This is a genomic window from Paenibacillus mangrovi (assembly GCF_022898935.1).
Classification (GTDB): Bacteria; Bacillota; Bacilli; order Paenibacillales; family Paenibacillaceae; genus Paenibacillus_AQ; species Paenibacillus_AQ mangrovi.
Map to the genome: position 1 here is coordinate 43,899 of NZ_JALIRP010000007.1, position 23,898 is coordinate 67,796.

The following is a 23,898-nucleotide window of genomic DNA, read 5'->3' on the forward strand; positions in this document are numbered from 1 at the left end:
CCCCTCTTTCTCCTTCTAAGAGATTTTCAAAAAGTCAGCAGATGAACGCCGACTTTTTGAACTCGTACGTGTAGGGGCTATTTTTTTGCGTCAGCCCATTTTTTATTGTATTTGTCGATCGTTTCTTGTTGATTTCCAGTTAGAACCTCTTGCATATACGTGCCGATATCAAATTGAGCTTTATTCAGAATTGTAGAATAATCGGCATCAAGCGGCGGATTCTCGATTACCTTCGGCCCCATCGCCATGAAATTTTTCAGCTGCTCCATTTTCGACTCCCGATCTTTAAGTACCGGCAAATATCCGCCAAAATCATCAAATCCTGAATCTTCCACCATAAACTTCACGAAGGCTTTGGCTGTATCGATGTTTTTGCTGTTCTTGCTGACACCCCAAGGCATGCCCGGCGAAATAACTGTTGTTAGACTACCGCTGTTGCCATAGGGCATCGGGAAGAATCCGATGTCCTGCGAGCTCGCGCCATTCTCAATAATTTGCGGAACGACCCAGTTCCCGAGCAAGAACATCGCTATTTTCCCGGACGCGATATCTTTTTTGGAAGCTTCCCAATTCGTAGACATCAGATCTTCTTCTACGTATCCTTTATCAATCATCGTCTTCAAGATCGCTGTGGTCTGACCAAGCGGCTTATCTGCATTGAACGGAGCATCGTCGTTCTTCCAGTTGTTCAAATACTGGGCATCGCCCGAGAGTGCCATAGCGAGTGTTCTCCACTCCCCTAGAACCCAGCTGTCCTTAAAGTTCGTAGCAAGAGGTATAATGCCTTTGCTCTTCAACTTCTCGGAAGCATCCATAAACGCATCCAATGTTCGCGGAACTTCAGTGATTCCTGCCGCTTCAAACGCCTTCTTGTTATACACAACGCCAGATGCTGTACCCCCGACAGAAATTCCGTACAGTTTGCCATCTACGGTGTAGTTGTCTTTGAAATAGATTTTATCGTTAAAGCCTAGATCATCTAGCGGTTCGAACAGATTCGGATAAGACGTGGCGGCAATTTGTGGCGATGGAATCATTATGATATCCGGCAGTTCATTCGCACTTGCACGAATCTTAATCACATTGCTGTAATCCTTGAGCGCTTCGAATTCAACCTCTGTCACTTCAGGATATTTCTTCTTGAATGCTTCTCCATACTCTTTGAATTTCGTGTTCACCAGATCGGTCCGATTCGTCGCAATGGTAATTTTCCCTTTTATGTTCTGTCCCGAAGACACAGCTTCAGGCGAAGCAGCGGGCTCGCTTTTGCCCCCGTTGTCAGGCGTCCCTCCTTGAGCACAACCGGATACTATAGCTGCCATGAGTATGGCAATGATCGATGACCTTCCAAACTTCTTCATTGATGCCCCTCCAATAAACAAATATAATTAAGCGCTTACAGGAATATTGTAATATAAACGATCTGCTCCAAATTTGCGTTAGAATTAGATTTCTTGTTCTTTATTTAGGGTTTCTTGGACATTTAGATTCCTGTACTTATTTGGCGTTACCCCTACTTCTTTCTTAAATAGCTTGTTGAAATAGGCTTGTTCAGGATATCCAACCAGATTCCCCACCTCGTAAGTTAAGAGTTCAGGATGCTCTCTCAGCAAATATTTTGCCCGGTTCAGACGAAACCGTGTTACATACTCAGTAAATGTTTCTCCTGTCTCTTGCTTGAACAATTGACTAATATAATTGGCATTTAAATGTACAACGTGAGCGACATCTTCCATGGAAATAGGTGTATGGTAATTCTCATGGACATATCGTTTCACTCGTTCTACTGCCGCCGCTTTACTGGAGGCCTTATCTGTAACCTCAATTCTTAGCGCCTCATGAGCCAGTCGGGTTGTGCTTGCCTCCATTTCCCGAAGGCTTCCAAGCTTCTCAAGCTCCTTGCTCCACAGACCGGTAGCAGGACTGAAGAGAACTTCCTTCCCCAAAATATATTGTAATCGATCTACACATGCCATCATCTGTTCAATTGAGGCACGGTGTTCCTTGAACACGCGGAACAAATGCTGGATCACCTCGTCCGACAAATCCGTATCTTTACTGCTGCATGCCTGCGCGAACCGATTCATCAGTCCATGCACCTCAGAGTCCTTCATCTTTCTGCAGTTGACATGCCTTGTGCTCGTGACTATGTAGCCCCCATTGCCATAAAGACCATAGTTGCACGCAATTCTAGCTTCAACGAAAGCAGTATGTATGGAAGATGGACCTGAATGAAGCTCGCTTTCTCCAACCAACGCCAATCCTTGGCCCGATTTGTACAATCGCTCGACAGCGGCGTCAGCTGCCAACTTTATATTTGCTAGCGCATGCGCACTTGTAATTGTATTCGGATATCGAAGCACGATGATCCCGTAAGGCTCCCGTTTCAATGCTGCTTCAAAGTAACTGTTGCTGTGGAATGTATGCATGAAAGGCTCCCAGCAGTCAGGATGAGAGAATTTCGCCGCGATTAATGCAAATTTATCATCTTGCCGATAATTATATTTCCCGAATGCAGAGGGATCGCCATCCAACATTTGTGTATAAAGACCCTGTCTCATATGTTCGAGTTCTTCCTTATCTGCTACCAAATCCTCGTTTATCGCTGTCAACAGTTGCTTCAATTCGTCCTTGTCGAATGGTTTAAGTAGATAATCCTTTACCCCAAACCGAAGACCTTGCCGAGCATATTCAAAATCATTGAAGCCGCTGAGCAATATACACCGGATATGAGGATAATTGGTTCTCACTACCTCTACCAGCTCAATCCCGTTCATATTCGGCATGCGAATATCCGTCACAATAACATCGACCTTCCCATTGCAATGCTCAAGCCATTCCAGCGCTTCTTCACCATCGGAGCAAGATGCTGCAATCGTACTGAACGGTACAATTTCGTGAATCACTTTAGCTAGTCCAAGACGAATCGTCTCTTCATCATCAACGATTATGATCGATAACATCGGCTTCCATCTCCTGTCTCAAAGGCAATCTAATTGTTATACAAGTACCCTGACCTTGTTCGCTATGTATGAGTAGCTCTGACTTATTTCCATAATGAAGTTTGATCCGTTCATACACATTCCGCAGACCAATTCCGCGATCGTTGGTAGTCTTTATGGCTGCTGATTCCATCTGATTTATCAATCCCTCCAATTGAGACACGCTCATACCAATCCCATTGTCAGCAATATGAATATATACAGACTCCGGATTGGATTCAATGTGGATTGCAATAATTCCAGTACCGCGTACACCTTCCAGTCCATGATAAATTGCGTTCTCGGCGATTGGCTGAAGCATGAGCTTCGGGCAACGCAAGTCATTCCATTCTTCCGGGATGTCTAGTTCCAAGCGGAACCTTCCACTAAAACGATAGTTCTGCAATGCCATATAGGTTTCCAAATACTGAATCTCCTGTTGCAGCGTGACCGTCTCCATACTGTGGCTGATACTGTATCTCAGCAACTTGCCCAGCAAATACGACATTTCGGATACCTTATGATCATCATTTAGCTCTGCAGTGAGACGAATCGTCTCTAATGTGTTATACATAAAATGAGGATTGATTTGACTCTGCAACACCCGCATTTCCACATCCTTTTTATGCAACGTAATTTCATAATTCTCGGTGATCAGTGCTTGAATACGCTCTAGCATCTTATTGAATTGAGCGCCTACGATGCCTACCTCATCAGAACTGGTCACTGGATAGCGAACATCGAGCATCCCCTTCTGAACATTTTTCATCAATCCGACGATTTTCCGTAATGGAATTGTAAGCGCACGGGAGACAAGAATTGAGATTGATAACGCTGTCATTATAACGATCGCGATTGACAAGACCGTGTTATACCGGATCTCGTTCGCTTTTTTCATCATTACATTCTGCGGGACGAAAGTAAGAAGCTTCCACCCTGTTTGAGGTGAACTCACACTTACGCAGAGAGACGGTTCTCCATTCCATTCGGTCATATAGTTCTCAAGACCATGTTCTAATGCCGGTCTGGTCCGGTTGTCTTCCCGTATATTCGTACCGATGATATTCTCATCAACTGCATAGATTACATAACCTTGATCATCAATCAGGAGCGCATTCCCTTTCGTCGTCTTGTTCAACTCCTCTATCTTGCCAGCAATAAGCCCCATCCCCGCATCTACTAATATGAATCCGATTGGTTTGTCTGTATAAGCGCTCGTTAGCCTTCGAACAACAGAGTAGACATATCGGTTGTTCTGACCATCTGATACTCGTTTAGGACGAAGTAGTGTTGCGCTTCCGGAGCTCTCTTCCGCAATCTGCTTCCATTTCTCATAGTTCTCATTCAAATCGTTTCTTGCTCCTGAAAATCGGGTGTGTTCGTAGTATCGCCCTTTCGTATTACTGAACAAATATATCGAGTCCGAATTTTTGATTTCACTCATAAATTGTAAGTAAAAAGATATCTTCCTATTGACGTCTAATGCATTGTCCCCTTGCTCTAGCAAGTCTTGAAGTTCGCGAATATACAGTGGCATTTTGCTTAGGTCAGACATTCCTTTCACATCATATTCAATCTGACTGACAATTCCCGTACCGATCTGAACTACATAGGTTCTCGTGTTATCGACCAATACCTTCGGATAGTAACTGTAGGAGATATATCCGATGATTGAGATCGGCAATATGATGAAAATAATAAATACGATAGCGAGCTTACGCTCCATACGAGCATTGATGAACATCCGATAAAAAAAGGACATCACAGTGCATCCCCCAATAACGCGCGAATTTGAATCATAGATTATGTCCATTCTACGATTAGAGGACTGTTTCGTCTATTAGCTAATCATAATGTGCGGCACATTCAGCAACAATCATGTGGACCTGGATTCGACGAAGTCTTAAGGTTACGTCTGTGTCTGGAGAAACCAAAGCATTCTAGGACTTTTGTTTCTTTTTTTATGCGTCCAAAGTACCGAACGACATCGAACGACATCACCGGGGAGAGAGCGGACAGTAGGACGGCGATATACAGGAAAGAGAGGCATCAGGCTGAATAGAGCTATGTTGGTTGAAATGACCGAAAGTCCCGATACTTTCAAGAAGGATGGCTTCAACACAGAACTGACTTTAAGAAATGAGCCTCTGGCCACAGAACGAAAAAAAGGAATACGTGAAATGTCAGCGAAAGTCTTAACCATCCAAATATGACATCACATGATCGCCACCTGGAAGGATATTCAAATAAAATTCAGGAGGGAATGAGCATGAAAAAAACGAAATTGCTGCTACACACTGGACTGCTGGGCACCCTACTTCTTTCCGGATCGGTCACGGCGCTTGCTGACGAAGCAGAGCTTGTGCCGATCGAATCGCTGAAACCCGCTGTACCGATGGTCAAACCAGTACTGACGGGAACCGGTGGATCCTTGATTCTGAGTGACTCCCCGGAATCCCCGAAGACGGAAGGCGCTTATTACCGGGATACGGTGACGGGATCGTTCCGGGTATTCTGGCACCATCAAAATATGACCGGTGAACCGCTGACCGTGGCGGTGGCTGTGACCAACGAAGCCGACGAGCCTGTCATGTTGTTTTCAGAGGGAATCGGTCTTGCGACGGACTACTATCCGGATGTCGCAGGACAGAATGCGCTGGCCGATTTTATGAGTAATCACGCGGCCCAGAAGAAAGAAGCGATCCTGCAGCCGGGTGAAAGTTATTATCTGACCGCCCTCACGGAAAATACGTACACCGCTAGCGGCATCGCCAATTTTACTGCTTATACGCAAAAGGGACATCGGGAAGCCACGGTAACGGTAACGACACTGGGCTACAAAGAGCAGCCGGGAAGCCCGCTCGACGTGCCGATTCTGACGAAAGATATGCACGTGCGAGGCACCTTCCCACATGCTGACCGAACCGGTACGCTACAGTACAATACATCTAGCGGCAATTCGCTGATTCGTATCTCCTCGGCCGCCTCCGGCCCATGGAGCGACAGCATGCCGGGCGAGTATGAGGAAGGCTGGAACGCGGTGGACGGCGGTACTGTCATCAACAACGGGAACTACGGCGTCATGTACCACCTGAACGTGGACATTAATAACGAAGAGGACGTGAAGCGGGTCATTTCAGTGTACGACAACCCATCCGGAGGCGCGGGCCACTATGTGATCGGCTGGGGCAAGGATCTGCTGCAGTCGCCATTCGTGAATTACCAGAAGGCCTGGAAATTTACCGAGTTTACGGTCAACAAAAAGGGCAAAACCGTGGCAGCTGAACTAAGCTTGACCGGTGGTGCGGCTGGACCGCAAACGCTTTATTTTACCAACAGTGATGTAAAATAGTCCGGTTTCTGCTTACCATACTTAAATAGGTCCTTACCATCAAGGACATCATTTATTTTAAGTAGCAAAAAGACCGCCTTGAGGCGGTCTTTTGTATTAATCATTTTAATATCTCCTTCAATGTTTGAACTGGTTCCTTGGTCATGTGATCATATTTTTCCTTTGTTCTCAGGACAATAGCCATAAATCTGGAGTATCGTTTACTTCGATCGATTTTTCTGTTTCATCTAAGTTTATTAAACAGGTATCGTATCTTATTGATTTGCTTTCTATTATTTCCTCATGGAGCTTTATCGAGGTCGTACCACCAGTAACCTTTCCGGAAATATGAATGGACTTTCAAAGTAACATCGTCTTTTTTATAAAATATGAGGTCACCATTTGTGTCGGAATATTCCCACCCTCGTTGCCCAAGATATGCGGAGAGTTGTTTCTCGGATGGACCGCGTCTCCCTACCATTTTACTGGCATCAGATGTGAGAGGGACTAAACTGGCATTTCCAGTTTCTATGGCAAGAATTGCTTTCGGTACAGAAAGAGGGTATTCCTTTACTTCCATAAGCATAATCAGGGCAATGGTCGAAAGGGCCAAAACAAACCAAACGGCTATTTTCATTTTATTTTTCCTGTGAATTCTTTCCCTGTTCACAGACGCCATCACCACCTTTTTCAGCGATGTTCCTTCTTTTTATCATATTACCATATATTTCATTCATCTCCTCTCTTCCCCTCCTTTTCATACTCTGGCGAAGGAATGAACGGGTCTATATTAAATCATTACCTCTAAGCGGATTGGAAAACGCCATTTGATCTTGCCTATTTCATCCTTCGATTAGGCGTGTACATAAGTTCTCAGAGCATCATTAACATATGTTGAAATAAAATGATTTTTGGGGTGATGTTGTGGCCAAACCCAAAAGAAATGCCTCTAAGATCGAGGACTTGTCTTCCATAGAATTAGCTAAAATTGGACTAACATTAAATGTTATCGGGGATATATTCGGTTTTTTCTCCATCATCAAAGCGGAGCAAGAGGAAGCGATCCGCTCTGCCGAGAATGATAAAAAATCGTAGTGAAAAACACCTCCAAGGTTGTTTCCATATCTAACGACGCGGTTACATTATCTTGAAGGTGTTATTAATTTACAGTTTGGGGACAACAAATATTGAGCATCCCGGAGCAAATAGGTCACAGCTTCGCTTTGAAATATGCTTGCCGTACCCTAAAGATGACGCCATCAGTGACACAGCACAAATAGGACAGCCTCTTGAAAGGCTGCCCATTATTCTTCGGAACCGGTTTTGATCATGAATGTTTTTTCTCTGTTTCATAATCATCTAATATTATATTAATAATATCATATGATTGTTTTGCTATTTCCTGGTTAGAATTTTTATTGCCATCGTATGTTATTAAAGCTTTCCAAAGTGCCCATCCTCTTGCTCTCTTCCAGGTTTCTTCATCCATTTTTAAAACATTCTTGAATAGCTTTCTACTATTTTCATCAAAAAATGTCCAGGCCATAGCAGCATCACAAGCAGGATCTCCTACGCCCAATATTCCAAAATCAATGATTGCAGAAAGTGTTCCATCCTTAACCAGTATATTTCCTGGTGCTATATCGCCATGAATCCAAACAGGTTCTAATTCCCATTTCGAATCTAATGCCAGTTCCCATATTTCATTCAGCAAGTGTTCGCTAAAGGTATCTTTATTATTCTCAATTGCAATTCTAGACTCTTCATCGTATACAGCTAAGGTTCCACCTCTATAAAAATTATGCTCTCCTGCTAAAGGACCTTCACTGGCATCAATAGATTGTAATTCAATTAAAAACGTTCCCAAGTCTCTTGCGAATTGATTAATGTCATTAATATTTTCATGAGACAAGGTCTCTCCTTCTAACCAATTATTGATAGACCACGGCCATGGATATTCTCCGCTAGGATTCCCTTTAGCTATTGGTGTGGAAATGGGTAAAGAAAGTTCTTTGTTTAGTATGGGCAGCCATTTTAGTTCTTTCTCCACTTGAGGAACATAACATGCTGCACTTGGTAACCTTACACTCATCTGTTCACCTAAATGAAAAGTTCTATTATCATTCCCACTAATTTTTACAGGTCTGATATCTAAGTTATTCCATTCGGGAAATTGTTCACTTATTAATTTTACAACTAAATCGACGTTAATTTTATTCATGAAATGCCCCTTCCAAAAAATGAGTGATTTATAAAAATTTGCTTATATATGTTAAATAGGCTGCCACTAAAGGCAGCCATTTTCTAATTATAGTGTTCCTGTATCAACCAGCCTCTTAGAACACTTTTGTCGTCCATGACTCGCAGTTCCAAACATGTGTTGCGATATCATTATAAAACTCAGGTTCGTGAGATATCATCAGGATGCTGCCCTTGTACGCTTTTAAAGCGCGCTTCAGCTCATCTTTCGCGTCTACGTCCAAGTGGTTCGTCGGTTCGTCAAGAACAAGCAAATTGGTTTCTCTGTTAATAAGCTTACACAAACGGACTTTGGCCTTTTCCCCTCCGCTAAGCACGGCGATTTTGCTCTCGATATGCTTGGTGGTAAGTCCGCATTTGGCCAGCGCGGCTCGCACTTCAAATTGGGTAAAGGAAGGGAATGCTTCCCAGATCTCCTCGATACAAGTGTTGTAATTGCCCTCTTTCATTTCTTGCTCGAAATATCCGATATCCATGTTGTAACCGAGCTCCACCGTACCGGATAAAGCGGGGATTTCACCCAGAATGCTGCGCAGCAGCGTCGTTTTCCCGATTCCGTTCGCGCCGACGAGCGCTACTTTTTGTCCACGTTCCATCTGTAGATCAAGAGGTCTGGAGAGCGGGCTATCATAGCCGATTACGAGTCCCTTGGTTTCGAAAATCATCTTACCAGAAGCCTTGGCTTCCTTAAAGTTAAATTGTGGTTTCGGTTTTTCTTTCGCCAGTTCGATGACATCCATTTTGTCGAGCTTTTTCTGTCTAGACATCGCCATATTGCGTGTAGCTACGCTGGCTTTATTACGGGCGACGAAATCCTTCAGGTCGGCGATTTCTTGCTGCTGCCGGTTATAAGCTGATTCCAACTGCTGCTTTCTCATTTCGTATACCTGCTGGAACTGATCGTAATCGCCGACATATCGCGTCAGCTTTTGGTTTTCCATGTGATAGATCAAATTAATGACGCTGTTCAGGAAAGGAATGTCGTGCGAGATCAGGATAAACGCATTCTCATACTCCTGCAGATACCGCTTCAGCCATTCAATATGCTGTTCATCCAAATAGTTGGTAGGCTCATCCAGAAGCAGAATATCCGGTTTTTCCAGCAGCAGCTTAGCCAGCAAAATTTTCGTGCGCTGACCTCCGCTCAGGTCGTTGACGTCACGATCCAGCCCAATGTCTGTGATCCCAAGTCCACGGGCCGTTTCTTGTACTTTTGCATCAATCATGTAAAAATCCTGGCTCGTCAGTGTATCTTGGATTGTTCCAACTTCTTCTAGTAGCTTGTCCAGTTCTTCGGGGGTGACTTCCCCCATTTTGTTATACATGTCATTCATTTCTTGCTCGAGATCGAACAAATATTGAAAAGCGCTCCGAAGCACGTCTTGAATCGTCATGCCTTTCGTCAGAACAGCATGCTGGTCGAGGTAACCTACGCGTACCCGTTTGGACCATTCCACTTTTCCTTCATCTGGCTGCAGCTTATTCGTAACGATGTTCATGAATGTGGACTTGCCTTCGCCGTTGGCACCGATCAATCCAATGTGTTCGCCTTTTAGAAGTCGGAAAGAAACATCCTTAAAGATGGCACGATCTCCAAAACCATGACTTAAGTTTTCAACATTTAATATGCTCATATATGGACACCTTTTTCTATTTATTATCGATCTATTATAAGCATAAAAAAGCCATGATTCCAATACAAAGAAGTCCTTTTTTACAAATCACCAGAAATCGGATCAAGTGGTTGAACTTTTGACAAACGTTGAGATGGATGAATGGTATCGATGAATAGCAAGCCATCATATTGATCACGAACAATCATATTTTCCTCCAGCACTCCCCATGATTTGGCGACTCGAGGTGTGAACATCCAAGATGTTGACGGTTCTAACTTGGCCTGTGTCAAATCAAGGAACTGGTATGGATGTCCGCCCGCATGCAATAAATCTTCAATGCTTCCTTCTTGGTGAGGCTGTGAGATTTGCTCGGTCTCCTTGCTACTCTTGTTGGAGCTTCCTTGGTAAGCATATAGGCCAATGACATAATTGTCTTTGCGAAGTGAAAAAGGTAGCAGCTCTCCCATCGTCGGATAGGGATGATTATCGTAGTCAAAGCCATTGTGCTCAGTGATCATCGTCGAGTTATGTTTCCGCACATGGTAGTTATGGCCCCACACAATGATCTTCTTGTCAGGATATAACTCTTCAGCTAACCAGGCTGCATTATTCGCCATTTGTTGATCACGAATATAACTTGCTTCTTTCATTTGGCGCTCTGGTTCAATCCCGGCAAACAGCTTCACCATATGTATGCAATACGATTCCAGCATATCGATTCGATTCTGCAGCACACGCTCGATGACGGGGACAAGCTCCGGATGAGCGGGATATACATCCTGCAGCTCCGCTTTATTCTCTTTTACGAATTGTTGGAACGTCCGATACTTCTTGATTAACTGAGGTTGTTCGCGATTGAAGCGTTCTAGGTCGTCATAGGTGTGCACCTTCAAATACCAACGCTCCGTCTGACCGAATGCTACCGATTTGCTCTTGTCTACGGTTGAAAACCACTTCTCCACGAATCCGATGAACGGCTCAGATGTGCCCTGCACGTCCAGTCCCGTCAAAATAAGCGGATGCTCCGTCTTGCTCTGCTGCGCGATATATTCAAATAACGGTAGGACTTCCTGCACATGCCATACGCCGTAGATCGATTTCTTCATCGTATCTTCCGGCGAATCTAGACCAACTTGAGCATACGCAGCTGATGCCTCGCCCAAATTCGATTCAAAGGCCAGAACATCATACCCCATTTGTTCATGCAAAAACTGTACTAGTCGTACTTTTGCTGAATTATATTCCGACGCACCATGCGATGCTTCTCCAAGACTAACCATCCCCTTGTCCTTGAGTAGGGGCTTAAGGAACTGCAAATCTTCATACTGATCTGAAGACACGCTCCCCTTGACGGCCGATTCGGGTACTATACTTGAAATAGGCTTTGCGTTCTTCTTTACCCACTGCTTCCACTGAATCACGCTTCCTTGGTTCGCCATCGCTACTTCGTCAACGGCACTCATGCAAGCTGCGTCAACAACTCCTGATACAGATGAGAATACAATCGCACAAGCGGTTGCGCTCACCGCAAGCTTTTTTCTCCAACCTATCATTCAATTCACCTTCCATGTATGTCTTGTTGATCTTCCATAATCAAGCATACCGGGTGAACTTTAAAATTCGGGAGTTCTACGTTTAAATTCAGTTTAAAAATTTCTTGTGCTGCGGATCGTTAAACACTTCTTTTATGGATCTCGCGTCTAGAACTATTCTTATATTGACATATTATATATTATGTAAACAATGTACCTCACTGAATTGATTACATGACTATTCGTTCTTTTCTTTAATTTAACCTGCTGATTTGTCCAAAGAAAGTCAATACCCATAAGTGGTTATATGCTTATTCCCCATTAACAGGATTAGGTAAAGAAGGAATATCCCGCACTTCTTCCGGAAGTTGATTTGACATACTTGGCACCTTTTTAGGGAGATATTCGATGACATCTGATGAAAAAATGGACACAGACACACTTCCACCTCCTACAAATGTCCGAATCAAAACGGGCTGGTTGTACGCATTATCAAATACAAAATCCGGACCTCCCCAGCTTACTGTCGCATCCCTTCCCGGAGGAACATAAGGAACGTGGCGGCTGTGGGAATACCGCTGTACTATGTTCAGCCCTGCCCGATCTGCCGCGTTAAATAACGTTGAGGATACCTGACAGATTCCTCCGCCAACACCTTCAGATAATTCGCCCCGTACGATCACTGCCGCCTGCCTGTACCCTCTTCCGGTAGTTCGAATTCCGACCACCTGATTAAAGGAGAAGGATTCTCCAGGAAATATGACCGTGCTGTCAATCGCCTTGGCCGCCAAAGCAATATTATGAGAACGATCCGTATTATTAGCGTTAAAATAAGTTACATAATAGCCGATTTGTTTAGCCCGCAAAGAAGCCAGCAATTCCGTATCTACCTTCGGATACACTGGATACATGGGGACTTCTATCGAAGCCGGACCACTGCTGTAGAGATATGCAAAATAACGTTTTAGAAGCTCTCTGCGGTTGAGCCGGTATCCCATTTGCCCGGATACGATTTGTCCGTTACCGTCAATGCGGGCATTTAGTGCTTCCTTATACGTTTTCCGATCCAAATCATTCACCCACTGGTTAACCTTTTCCATATCCAGCAAAGGAAACACCAAAAGGCTGTGTGCATCTCGATTCAGGCTGGAAATGGTTTTCCCCTCCTGGGTAACGGTTAGCCTGCCATTATCCTGTTCTCCGCTTTGGTCTTGCAGAAGTGTGAACAGGAGACATGCTATTGATGTCCATTTCAAGTATCATCACTCGCTTCATCATTATGATCGCAAACACTGAGTTCTTCCTGTTATTATGATTCCATTTATGGATATTCATTCAATTATTCTCCTTAAAACATCCACATGTAATAAATGTCCGATATTTGATATATTAGTCATTAACAATGCTTTATATATGAGGAAAAATACATAGAAGCAGGAGATATTATGCGCGATTTTCATAAGGTCGAAGTGGAAAAAGCAATCCATTTTATGAAGAATCATTTAGATGAAGATATTACTTCTGAACAAATAGCCGCAGAAATTGGTTATAGTCCCTATCATTTTACAAGAATTTTCAAAAGCGTAACTGGTGTATCACCTCGTCACTATCTAGCAGCCTTACGAATCGAAAAAGGGAAAAAAGAAATATTGAATAACCAGAAATCGCTTCTAAAAGTGATTTTATCGATCGGTTACCGAAGTGTAGGATCGTTTAATACTAGATTCAGGGACTATGTTGGGGTAACGCCTAAAAAGTTCTTCTCAAATGCGAAACCTCTTACATCTCACATGAACAAATATCATGATTCAGAGATAGACCTTCATCCACAGTCTCATACTTCAACTTCTCGCATCATATGTCGTATTGATACTCCGGATTCCTTTAAAGGAATCATTTTTGTAGGTCTATTCCCAAAACCAATACCTGATCAGAGACCGGTAGTAGGAACGGCGTTGAATCGTAATGGGCAGTTTCATCTATGTGGCATACCAAATGGTACCTATTATGTACTGGCTACAGGTATCCCTTGGAGCATGAACCCCCGCGATTACTTTATCCTTGATCATTCGTTGCGGGGCATGTATTCAGAGGCTATTCATGTTACCGAACAGACGGATTTAAAGATTGCAATCAAACTAAGGGAGCCGTTAATCTCAGATCCTCCAATCGTAATCAATTTGCCTCTATTATTATTTGAACATATGCAGCAAAAATAGCAATGTAGAAGAAAATAGAATCATCGATGCCTAATATAATTAATCATGAAAAAATCCATTTGGGAGGTTCTTTCATGAATAAGTTATGTGTCATTTCAATTTATGTCTCCGATCTGAGCAAGGCTAAGGAATTCTATTGTGAAAAATTAGGTTTTGAAATATCACGTGAATATGATGAGAATACCGTAAGTCTGCAGCACGATAGCATACCAATCGTTCTGTTTCAAGTTGATCAACCTTCAACAATTGAGTATCCGCAACAATCTCAAGTCGTCCTTGGGATGCAGACAGATAATATTACAGCCTCGATTCAAGAACTCGAAAGCCAAGGAATTGAGGTTATATACAAATCCCCTCAGGCCTGCCCAGTTGGTTACTATACTGCTTTCAAAGATCCGTTTGGAAATGTCATTGAACTGCTAGAGTTCAAGTAAATAACCGCAGTATCATGAGCAGCTTGTCTTTCGCGGTTTGACCTTTATATCTAATCAAAAAGTCCGCTATTTATGCGGACTTTTCAGCGTATATGTTCTTAATCCCTCAACATTACAATTTAAAAAAGCCCAAATAATCATGCTATGGTACGCAAACGAATATGGTTTTAGCTGAATTCCCCCCTATCCCTTCAGCCCCGTGGTAGCAATACCCTCGACGAAATATCGCTGCGCCGCAAAAAACAATAGCATCTGCGGAATAACAGATAGCAGTGACATAGCGAGTACCTGTCCCCAGGAGACAGCCGATTGCGTATCAATAAACATGCGTAAAGCAAGCGGTACGGTAAATTTATCGACGGTATTCAAATAAATGAGCGGGCCGAAATAATCTTCCCAGTGCCACAGAAACGAAAAGATCATCACGGTAATTAAGGCGGGCTTCATGAGCGGCAAAATAATACGCCAATAAATTCCAAACCAGGTACAACCGTCAATCTTGGCCGACTCATCCAGTTCTCCCGGAATACCTCTAATGAATTGTATAAGCAAAAAAATGAAAAATGCTCCTCCCATTGCGCTCGGTACAATAAATGGGAGATAAGTATTGATCCAATTGAATGAATGGAACATGGCGTATTGCGGGATCAACGTTACCTGGCTGGGCAGCATGATCGTCAGCAGCAGAAGGGCAAACCACATTTTTTTTAGCGGAAAATTGAGCCTTCCGAAACCGAACGCGACCAAGCTGCTTGAAATGACCGTTAAAGCGGTGGTTGTTATGGTCAATTTTATACTATTTAGAAAAAAGTATGTGAATGTATATTTCGGAAGCGCCACCCAACCATCCGAGTAGTTGTTCCATTGGAACTTGTGCGGAAATAGTGTCGGCAAACTAAGCTCCGGATTCGACTTAAAGGAAGCGCCAATCCACCACAGTACAGGATAGAACATGATCGCGCTGAAGAGCAGCAATATCACATGAGCCACGAACTTGCTCGCAGTTAACGACTTCATCGATTCCCTCCCGTATCATTCTCATAGAATACCCAGTATTTGGACACAAGGAAGTTAATCGCCGTTGCAACCGCCACGATCGCGAGCAAAATCCATGCCAATGCGGAGGCATACCCCATATGCAAGGCGGCAAAGGCTTTTTCGTATAAATACAAAGCATACATCTCCGTCGAATTTAGAGGCCCGCCTCCCGTTATAACGAAAGCAGCGGTAAATGATTGGAACGAGTTAATCAAGCCCATGATCAAATTGAAAAAAATAACGGGAGACAGCATTGGGAGCGTTACTGTGAAAAATTGCCGGAGTTTTCCCGCGCCATCCACGGATGACGCCTCATATAATTCGCCCGGAATTTGCTTTAATCCAGCTAAAAATATGATCATAGCCGAGCCAAACTGCCACACACTTAACGTGACTAACGTTCCTAATGCTGTACCCGGGGTTCCAATCCAGTTTTTTGGCGCAATGCCGAATAAAGCGGTGATGTGGTTAATAAACCCGGTCATTCCGAAAATATTTTTCCATAACACGGCTACAGCAACGCTGCCCCCAATAAGTGATGGCAAATAAATAATCGTTCGGTATAATCCGATACCTCGGATTTTTTGGTTCAAAAGCATGGCAACGAAGAGTGCAAACACGAGCCTCGCCGGAACTGAAGTGATGACGAATGTAAAAGTCACCTTTAATGAATTGTAAAAGAAGCGGTCCTCCGAAATCTCTTTGAAGTTTTGCATCCCAATCCATCGTGGTGGACTGAGCAATGAAAAATCCGTAAATGAATAGTACAACGATTGGATCATCGGCCAAACCGTTAATATAGCAAATCCGATCAACCACGGAGAAATAAACAGGTAGCCTGCTAAAGGCGCATAAGAATGGTTCTTTCCATGATTCATGCTATCTCCCCGATTCATTTTCCTTATTTCTTATTTCTCGTACTTTTTGGCGGCTTTCATCAGCGCATCATAGGCTTGTTCCGGAGTCATTTTCTCAAACATTAGCTGTTCACGAATGTCCTTCGCTTCTTTACCGAAATCCGCCCAGCCTGGCGGTCCTGGATTGAATACTTGCGAATTTAGAGCGGTTTTGTTAATCATTTCAACCGTCAGCTTATCACCAATACTGAATGCAGGCTTCAGGAACTCAAGAACATTGTTCGAAATGGGGATGCCTCTGGTCGTACCTCCGATCTCTCCTGCTTTCTGATCATTAATAAACCAATCAATGAATTTCATTGATTCTTCCTTATATTGGGAATCCTGAGATATGCTAAAGTAGAACGTTGCTTTTAACCATCCTCCTGCTTGCACCCCTTGAGGCATGGCTGCAACGCCAATCGCACCCGGCTTCAAAGAATCATAGGCAGATACTTGAGCCGCATGCAATCCCTTGAACAGCAAGTTTCCGTTAACCAGCATATCTGCGGTTGGATCCAAATCCTTATCGGCGAGCTGTACATCGGGAGGCGGTACAACGCCTTCTTTTCTTAATTGGGCAAATTTCTTTGTCCATTCGAGCCAGGTCTCTTTATCGTAATTAAATTTCCCGTCGGCAGTAATCGGCCAGCCCTTTCCTTTGCTTAGCTGAAAAGCGGCATATTGCTCCGTATCTGTTGTTCCATCTTTGATGACGTATTGTCCTTTATGAAGCTTGGGCTTAATCTCCTCAACCATCTTGAAATAATCATCCCAAGTGTAACCGTCTTTGGGCTCTGCCACGCCGAGCTTTTCCAGTGCAGCCTTATCATAGATCATGCCCCATGCGTTAAAACCGAGCGGCACAGCCGTCAATTTTCCGTTATACTTCCCAGTATCCAGCACCTTCGGATCAATATCCTTGGTATTTAGTGAAGATAGATCGGCGAGCTGCCCTCGTCCGTTCCAATCTGCCAGCCAAGCAGCATCCATTTGAATAATATCCGGTGCATTTTTGGCGGCGGCCTGGGTTGTCAGTTTATCCAGATAACCGTCAAACCCCTGATACTGCGTTTCAAAAGTAACATTCGGATGTTCTTTAGTATACAGGTCTAGTATTTTGAGCGTAGCGTCATGTCGCGCTTGCGATCCCCACCACATGATTCGAAGCTTGATTGGCTTGTCGTGAGCCGTCGCATTCGCATTAGTGGTTTCATTCGGCTGACCTTCATCCTTAACTCCAAGGGAGCTGCAACCTGCAGCCGTGATTGCCAGCACTAGCGAAGCAATGACTAATGATGTAATTTTCAGCGTGATTTTCATTAGCTATTTCCTCCCCCAATAATTGCTAAGCTCATGCACACCGTTATTTGGAAAACGATTGAGTCATATCTGTTTTAATAGCTTTGGATGGGGATTTTTGAAATTCAGAGGTCGAAATCAACTCCTGAAGCAGGCTCTCGTATTGATTCGAATCGAAAGGCACTTCCACCATTTGCTTTGTGAACGATGAGAGCATGATCCCGTTAGCAATGGTGACGGAACGGATCCCTTCCGTACCTTCAGCAATCAATTCCCCTTCTCCAGTAAGAATTTTATGTATGAACTTCTCTGTCACCACCTTGTGTCCCGAAGCCGCGTCTGTGTTCACTTCGATCTCTTCCACCGTAGATTCCACATTGCCGAATCCTTGTGACGTTTCTTGAAGATGCTTCAACATGGATATACGATTGCGATTGATCCGAAGCTTATTATTTTCGTATACGAGCCTTCCGTTTTCCCCAACGATCTCAAGACGATTGACCCCCGGAGACTCGGCCGTAGTTACGATAAAATGCCCGATCATGCCATTATCATGCTCAAAATAGGCGGTTACTTCATCCTCCACTTCAATACGGTGATACTTGCCGATATGAGCGTGACCGCTTATTCTTGCAGGAATCCCGAATACCCACTGGTAAAAATCAAGATTGTGCGGACACTGATTCGTCAGTATCCCACCTCCTTCTCCAGCCCAGGTTGCACGCCAATCACCGCTGTCATAATAAGCTTGGGAACGGAACCAGTCGGTATTGATCCAAGTCACCCTGGTTAACTGCCCCAACTCCCCACTGCCAACGATTTCTTTGATTTTTTTATAAAAAGGAAGCGTCCGTTCTTGAAACATCAAGCCGAACACCAACTCAGGGAACTTCTTTTGTGTCCGAGTATACGCATCGATGGCAAGCTTCGCATCGTTGACATGAACGGCCAATGGCTTCTCACAGAGCACATGAATTCCACGTTCAAATGCATCCACAATTATAGAGGGATGGCTGTAATGTGGTACAGCAATAATGACGGCTTCTAACCCGGATTGGTCCATAAGATCCAGATGGTTGTAATATGCTTTAGTTCCGCATTCCGCTGCGAACCGGTCCGCCTTTTCCTGGATAAGGTCACATACGCCTACTAGCTCAATTTGCTCCAACGTCATCATATTGCTGATATGGGTTTTCCCGATGTTCCCCAAACCTACTAAACCGACTTTTACTTTCTGAGTACCCATGTGATTTCCCCTCTCTATTTCAGTCATAAATTAACTCATGACCAGGCTAGACCTTCATTTTGCAGCAACTTCTTTAATGCTTGTGCCGCGATCTTAAATCGCTCTATCCCATCATGTTCCGGGAATGCTTTGTGTAAATGTGGTTCGATGGATAAAAATCCGGAATAGCCGCACTCCATCAATGCCTTCACAAATGACTGAAATTCACCGTCCCCCTCGCCTGCCGGGACAAAAATATGTGCCTGTCTGTCCGCATCTTTGATATGTACATATTCCAGGTAAGAGGACAGCAGCGGGTATGCCTCACTCATCGGCATGATATCATTCATGACAAAGTTTCCTGGATCAAAGGCAAGCTTTAGGCAAGCTGAGTCGCAATGCTGTAAAATATCTAGACAGCGCTCATCGTTATTACCGTAGACTCCACTTTCATTTTCCAATAAGAGCTTTATCTGTGCACGCTCTGCTTGATCAGTCAACTGCTTCATCCGGGAGAGCACTTCGTCACGATAAATCTCTGGGGCTTCATTCTCAGGAATATAATAAGAGAACACCCGGATATAAGGGGCATCCAGCTTTTTGGCGATATGTAAGGCGTGATCTATCTTCTCAATTTCAGGTGCAAATGGTTCCTGAATCGGATATTTACCGATCGGCGAACCGATCGAAGATACACGGATCCCTCTTTCAGTCAATGCGGATTTCAATTGGGTCAATTCACCATCGGTTAATTCCATTACATTTTTTCCATACACGCTTCGGAGTTCCAAATGTGAAATACCCTCAGAAATGAGAACATCCATTTGTTCCTCCAAATGATTTGAAATTTCATCGGCAAAACCTGTCAGCATGAGCAATATGATTCACCTCTCCTAATTATTATGTAAGCGATTACAAATACGATTGACACTTCATAGTTTAGCAGGTGACGAATCGCGAGCGGTACTTTCCGGTTGACCACGTTAACCACAACATTGTTCTAAAATTGACTTTTTACCATACGCCTATAGTTATTTGGAGTTTTACCCTCCCATTGCTTGAACACTTTACTGAAGTGGGAATGATTTTTAAAGCCGGTTGCGTAGCAAATGTCCGTCACGGATTTTTCCGGCTCAAGCAGAAACAAAATTTTGGCCTGATTGATTCGTCTTTTATATATGTAATGGAACAATGTCATTCCTGTTATTTCGTGGAAAATGCGTGCCAAATAATGTTTGTTGATATGAAGAGCCTCCTCTAGATGATCTAGACAAATATCTGACATATAATGCTTCTCAATATAGGTCAAGGCGTTCTGTACATGCTGTTCCTTTTCTGAAGGGAACTCTATTTCTTTCTCTACCGGCTTCATCATCACCTGACATATGAAAAATAACGCCTCAAGACATGAGACCCGAAACCGTTCATTTGAGATGGCATTCCCAGTGGAATAAAGCCGGTTCATTTTGCATAACAACTCTTCAAATTCGGCCTGCTCCTCTAGAGTGAGCTGCACTTTATAATTTCCAAGTCTTTCAAAAGGAAGCAATGGATTGATCGAGAATACATGTTCTGAAGCTGCGCGGAAAAATGCCGGATCAAAATTTAGAAGCGTTCGTACATATGGATGCCCGTCAAGGCTCTTAGGCATATGCAAAGTCAAGCCATGCATGACGATAAGGGTACCTGGCTTCAGCACATGAATGTTATCACCAATTAAATAATGGCCTTTTCCCTCGTGAAAATAAAAGATTTCATAGTGGTCATGGGATTGGAAATTTCCTGTCGTCACCGGAATGCTTTTCAAATACTCATATCTTAATAAGTATAATGAGTCCACGCTGATACCTCCGATCTCACTTCGAAACTCCGGGATGTAAAAAATAGAGCCAGGAAAGAACGATCCCAGCAAGGCCAGTCCAATTTCGAACATTACCTTCACAATATATGCGTGCAATCTTCGAACAATGCGAGAAAGCCAGCCAAATGGATGGCTTTCTACTCTCCTATTTCAGAATATACTTAAGTAAATCGTCCGTACTGCTTAGCATAGTATATGATTCGCTGATACAGCTCTTTATCCTGCAAATTCTTTAATGGATAAATCTGAGGCCTCGTGTTGACTTCCAAAATCCACAGTTCCCCTTTGGAATCCAAAGCGACATCCAATCCGAGTTCTCTAAATCCTTTAATATAATGGTCAAAGTGATTCCCCACAGAGACACCCAATTGTTTCAATTTTTCCTCGATCTTTTGAATAGAAGCTGAGTTGTATCCTGCACCTGACATCGTTTGATGGAAATAATCGATTTTCCCGCCTTGATTATAGTTTGTAGCAACCTTTCTCGAATCTCCAATTTTTGTGCAAACAGCAGTACTGACCCATTCCCCATTGTTCGTCTTCTGAACCATCACACGAATATCAAAAGGTTTTCCGTTTGTTCTCGCCAATGTAATGCCCTTTTGCAGCAAAAATGATCTTTTATTAGAAAAACGATGGAGATAATTGTACAAATCATTCATAGTCTTGTGAAATGACGTTACTGTCTTGTACTGAGTTTCATATCCTTGTGATTTCTTACTAATTCGAACGATATTGAATCCACCAGAACCATCCGTAGGTTTAAAATAAACAATCGAATAATCGGAAAGCATGGAAGTCAAGTTCATTTTATTAAAGAGCATCGTTGATGGAACATGCTTGCGCAGATCCTGATGCTTTATTAGCCAATTATTTTTTGTCCATTTGCTGCGAATTGAGGTGCTCGTATAGGACAATTCAATCCCCTCCCTCTTCATAGTAATATGCTTAAGGTGTGGAGCTTGTCACCGCTTTTACCTATGATCCATCCAATGAAGTATAGACCGAGATATTAATAAAAAAAATCCGCGAATTTCGCGGATCTTAAGCGTTTCTCTCTATTTTCTCAGCTCGGGCCAAACTGGTATACCCTCGAAATCAACAGCTACTACGGTATTCCATTCATCGCAATCCTCAGGTGCGAGGTCAATCGATATCCGACTGACATAATGCTCCCCATGCACTCCCCCAGACACGCCAACGGTTTCTTCCACCCGATAAGAAAGTGCCTTTCCTGTCCGGAGAAGTCTCACCTCCCTCACCTTGCCTTGGATCCAGCGAAACTCCAGTGGGAAACGAGGAATATCCTTTACATGTAGATAAACTGTATTTTCTTTGACTGTAATTGGACCGTAAAAACAGGGCGGAAAATGCACGGGTGTTCTTTTCGTACCGTAGATGCTTTCACCCGAGTGTTTCAGCCATGTTCCGATGGCCTCCAGACGCTCCAGCGCTTCCTCAGGCCAGGTTCCATCTGGGCGGGGACCGACATTCAGCAGCAGGTTACCTCCTTTGGTTGCAATCTCTAGCAATGTATTAAGTAGGGTAAGCGTACTTTTGTAGCAGGTCTTGTCTGAATGATACGCCCACTGATTGTTCATCGTCATACAGGTCTCCCACCATTCATCCGGAGGATGTACTGGAACAAATTGCTCCGGCGTCTCATAGTCCCCCGCATCCGGTAATCGATTGTTCACAATCAGATGGGGCTGCAAATTCAGCATCATTTGTTTGACCTCACTGCTCCGCCAGCGATCCGCTCCAAAACCGGGCACATCAAACCAGATCAGGTCAATCCTTCCGTAGTTGATCAACAGCTCGCGAAGCTGCTCGACAAATCGTTTATGGAATTCCCACCAGCGCATAGGATCGTACACGTTCGGTTTGGGAGATTGAATACCAGCTGAGATTGGAATCGTCGCAAAATCGGGATCATGCCAGTCAATTGTCGTAAAATAAAGCCCTACCTTAAGTCCTTCACTACGTACGGCTTCAACAAACGGCATCACTAGATCACGTTTGGGGCCTCTTTGTACAGCATTGTAGTCTGTTGTTTTCGTGTCAAACAAACAGAAGCCATCGTGGTGTTTGACGGTCAATACGATGTATTTGGCACCAGCCGCTTTGGCCGCTTTGGCCCAAACCTTCGGATCGTAGTTCAGAGGATTAAATTCATCGGCTAAACTTTCATAAACATCCACGCCCAGATGTTGACTGCTATGGGGCATAAGTGGCCAGGAAGCCTCAATTTCACGTAGGGAATAAGGCCCCCAATGGATAAAGATGCCGAATCTTGCCTCATCAAACCACTGCGCTTCAGGGTGTGTCGCTCTCACTATAAATCTCCTGCCTTTCGTATAAATAAATTGAATTTTAAACTGTTGCCGGTTCTTCAAAAATGTGATGAATCCACTAATAACCCAGTGAGGCTCCTCCATCTACAGGTAGCGCAACTCCGGTCACGAATCGCGATAAGCCGCTTGCCATAAACAAGGTTGCATCAGCTACTTCTTCGGGCAAAGCCGGTCTTCCCAATGGATGCATATCATTTAGAGCTTGTCGGGTAGCCGTAGGATCATCCTGTTCCAGCGTCCATTTCTCCAGCAGCGGAGTCGCCACACCAGCGGGACAGATGCAATTTACACGTACACCATCAATCGCATAATCAAGCGCGAGTGACTTGGTTAGCGCTACAATGGCCCCTTTGGTGGATGCATAAGTGGCGTTCTGCCTTTGCCCAATAAGTCCGTTTAGGGATGCCATGTTGACAATACTGCCCTTACTTTGCCGGAGTAATCCGATTGTGTGCTTAACTAGTAAATATACACTTTTGAGGTTCACGTTCATCATCCTCGTCCATTCTGACTCTGATACATCTTCGAGTTGTTTTGGGAGAATCGTAGCCGCATTATTAATAAGTACATCAAGCCTGCCGAAGCGAGACGTCACTTCATTGATAAAATTCTGAACTTCCATTTCAGATGAAACGTCAACTTGAAAAAAGTACGCCGAGGACGCATTGTGTTCTGCTGTAATTTCCTTGGCTGTACGGTTTCCTTCATGTGCATTCAAATCAGCGATGATGACAATAGCTCCCTCCTCGGCAAATCGTCTTGCTGTTACTTGCCCAATACCCGATGCTCCCCCTGTAATAATGCATACTTTTTCTGAAAGCAACATAGATTTACACGCCTCTCTTCTTCC

At 43.8% G+C, this 23,898-nt stretch carries 21 protein-coding genes; 4 read left to right on the top strand and 17 right to left on the bottom strand.

Translation table 11 applies throughout. The annotated features are described in order from the left end of the window. Nucleotides 1–77: 77 nt before the first annotated feature. From MUG84_RS17330 to MUG84_RS17340, 3 genes are all read right to left on the bottom strand, one after another. On the bottom strand, nucleotides 78–1,361 hold the full coding sequence (locus MUG84_RS17330) for an ABC transporter substrate-binding protein (RefSeq protein ID WP_244726999.1): 1,284 nt from the start codon (nucleotides 1,359–1,361) through the stop codon (nucleotides 78–80). Nucleotides 1,362–1,445: 84 nt separating this feature from the next. Continuing rightward, nucleotides 1,446–2,963 carry a response regulator gene (locus tag MUG84_RS17335; RefSeq protein WP_244727001.1) on the bottom strand — a complete coding sequence of 506 codons (1,518 nt, stop codon included), beginning with the start codon at nucleotides 2,961–2,963 and terminating at the stop codon, nucleotides 1,446–1,448. Next, entirely contained in the window at nucleotides 2,941–4,743 is a 1,803-nt protein-coding gene (locus MUG84_RS17340) for a cache domain-containing sensor histidine kinase (RefSeq protein WP_244727004.1), read from the bottom strand. Before MUG84_RS17340 ends, MUG84_RS17335 begins: the two co-directional genes overlap by 23 nt. Before the next feature lie 507 nt (nucleotides 4,744–5,250). Here MUG84_RS17340 and MUG84_RS17345 point away from each other — a divergent pair. Beyond that, nucleotides 5,251–6,333 (top strand): hypothetical protein, encoded by a 1,083-nt coding sequence (locus tag MUG84_RS17345; RefSeq protein WP_244727006.1) that lies wholly within the window; start codon nucleotides 5,251–5,253, stop codon nucleotides 6,331–6,333. Between the two features lie 280 nt (nucleotides 6,334–6,613). On the opposite strand, the gene MUG84_RS17350 is transcribed toward MUG84_RS17345, so the two are convergent. Next, nucleotides 6,614–6,982, bottom strand: a complete 369-nt coding sequence (locus tag MUG84_RS17350; protein ID WP_244727008.1) for a hypothetical protein — start codon at nucleotides 6,980–6,982, stop codon at nucleotides 6,614–6,616. A 254-nt stretch (nucleotides 6,983–7,236) separates the two neighbouring features. Here MUG84_RS17350 and MUG84_RS17355 point away from each other — a divergent pair, with 254 nt between their 5' ends. After that, a complete protein-coding gene (locus MUG84_RS17355; RefSeq protein WP_244727010.1) occupies nucleotides 7,237–7,407 on the top strand; it encodes a hypothetical protein in 171 nt (56 codons plus the stop codon). 232 nt (nucleotides 7,408–7,639) lie between these two features. On the opposite strand, the gene MUG84_RS17360 is transcribed toward MUG84_RS17355, so the two are convergent. The 4 genes from MUG84_RS17360 to MUG84_RS17375 form a co-directional block, all read right to left on the bottom strand. Beyond that, the gene (locus tag MUG84_RS17360; protein ID WP_244727012.1) at nucleotides 7,640–8,533 is read right to left on the bottom strand and encodes an aminoglycoside phosphotransferase family protein; all 894 of its coding nucleotides are present in this window, start codon (nucleotides 8,531–8,533) and stop codon (nucleotides 7,640–7,642) included. 115 nt (nucleotides 8,534–8,648) lie between these two features. Next, nucleotides 8,649–10,205 (bottom strand): ABC-F family ATP-binding cassette domain-containing protein, encoded by a 1,557-nt coding sequence (locus MUG84_RS17365; RefSeq protein WP_244727014.1) that lies wholly within the window; start codon nucleotides 10,203–10,205, stop codon nucleotides 8,649–8,651. An 80-nt stretch (nucleotides 10,206–10,285) separates the two neighbouring features. Beyond that, nucleotides 10,286–11,740, bottom strand: coding sequence for an erythromycin esterase family protein (locus MUG84_RS17370; protein WP_244727016.1), 1,455 nt, complete (start codon nucleotides 11,738–11,740; stop codon nucleotides 10,286–10,288). A 290-nt stretch (nucleotides 11,741–12,030) separates the two neighbouring features. Then, on the bottom strand, nucleotides 12,031–12,975 hold the full coding sequence (locus MUG84_RS17375; protein WP_244727018.1) for a VanW family protein: 945 nt from the start codon (nucleotides 12,973–12,975) through the stop codon (nucleotides 12,031–12,033). Between the two features lie 189 nt (nucleotides 12,976–13,164). Between MUG84_RS17375 and MUG84_RS17380 the strand changes: the two genes are divergently transcribed. Beyond that, entirely contained in the window at nucleotides 13,165–13,938 is a 774-nt protein-coding gene (locus MUG84_RS17380; RefSeq protein ID WP_244727020.1) for a helix-turn-helix domain-containing protein, read from the top strand. A gap of 74 nt (nucleotides 13,939–14,012) precedes the next feature. Further along, complete coding sequence (locus tag MUG84_RS17385; RefSeq protein ID WP_244727023.1) at nucleotides 14,013–14,372, top strand: VOC family protein; 360 nt, start codon at nucleotides 14,013–14,015, stop codon at nucleotides 14,370–14,372. Nucleotides 14,373–14,555: 183 nt separating this feature from the next. On the opposite strand, the gene MUG84_RS17390 is transcribed toward MUG84_RS17385, so the two are convergent. From MUG84_RS17390 to MUG84_RS17430, 9 genes are all read right to left on the bottom strand, one after another. Further along, the gene (locus MUG84_RS17390; RefSeq protein ID WP_244727025.1) at nucleotides 14,556–15,389 is read right to left on the bottom strand and encodes a carbohydrate ABC transporter permease; all 834 of its coding nucleotides are present in this window, start codon (nucleotides 15,387–15,389) and stop codon (nucleotides 14,556–14,558) included. Then, a complete protein-coding gene (locus MUG84_RS17395; RefSeq protein ID WP_244727027.1) occupies nucleotides 15,386–16,288 on the bottom strand; it encodes a carbohydrate ABC transporter permease in 903 nt (300 codons plus the stop codon). The genes MUG84_RS17390 and MUG84_RS17395 overlap by 4 nt, the downstream gene beginning before the upstream one ends. Before the next feature lie 30 nt (nucleotides 16,289–16,318). Further along, nucleotides 16,319–17,629, bottom strand: coding sequence for an ABC transporter substrate-binding protein (locus MUG84_RS17400; protein WP_244727029.1), 1,311 nt, complete (start codon nucleotides 17,627–17,629; stop codon nucleotides 16,319–16,321). Between the two features lie 43 nt (nucleotides 17,630–17,672). Next, nucleotides 17,673–18,854 carry a Gfo/Idh/MocA family protein gene (locus MUG84_RS17405; protein WP_244727031.1) on the bottom strand — a complete coding sequence of 394 codons (1,182 nt, stop codon included), beginning with the start codon at nucleotides 18,852–18,854 and terminating at the stop codon, nucleotides 17,673–17,675. Between the two features lie 35 nt (nucleotides 18,855–18,889). After that, entirely contained in the window at nucleotides 18,890–19,705 is an 816-nt protein-coding gene (locus MUG84_RS17410; protein WP_244727589.1) for a sugar phosphate isomerase/epimerase family protein, read from the bottom strand. 128 nt (nucleotides 19,706–19,833) lie between these two features. Next, nucleotides 19,834–20,673, bottom strand: a complete 840-nt coding sequence (locus MUG84_RS17415) for a helix-turn-helix domain-containing protein (RefSeq protein WP_244727033.1) — start codon at nucleotides 20,671–20,673, stop codon at nucleotides 19,834–19,836. Between the two features lie 182 nt (nucleotides 20,674–20,855). After that, a complete protein-coding gene (locus MUG84_RS17420; RefSeq protein ID WP_244727035.1) occupies nucleotides 20,856–21,611 on the bottom strand; it encodes a YheC/YheD family protein in 756 nt (251 codons plus the stop codon). Nucleotides 21,612–21,752: 141 nt separating this feature from the next. After that, complete coding sequence (locus MUG84_RS17425) at nucleotides 21,753–23,030, bottom strand: alpha-L-fucosidase (protein WP_244727037.1); 1,278 nt, start codon at nucleotides 23,028–23,030, stop codon at nucleotides 21,753–21,755. A gap of 76 nt (nucleotides 23,031–23,106) precedes the next feature. After that, complete coding sequence (locus MUG84_RS17430) at nucleotides 23,107–23,874, bottom strand: SDR family NAD(P)-dependent oxidoreductase (protein ID WP_244727039.1); 768 nt, start codon at nucleotides 23,872–23,874, stop codon at nucleotides 23,107–23,109. Nucleotides 23,875–23,898 lie beyond the last annotated feature (24 nt).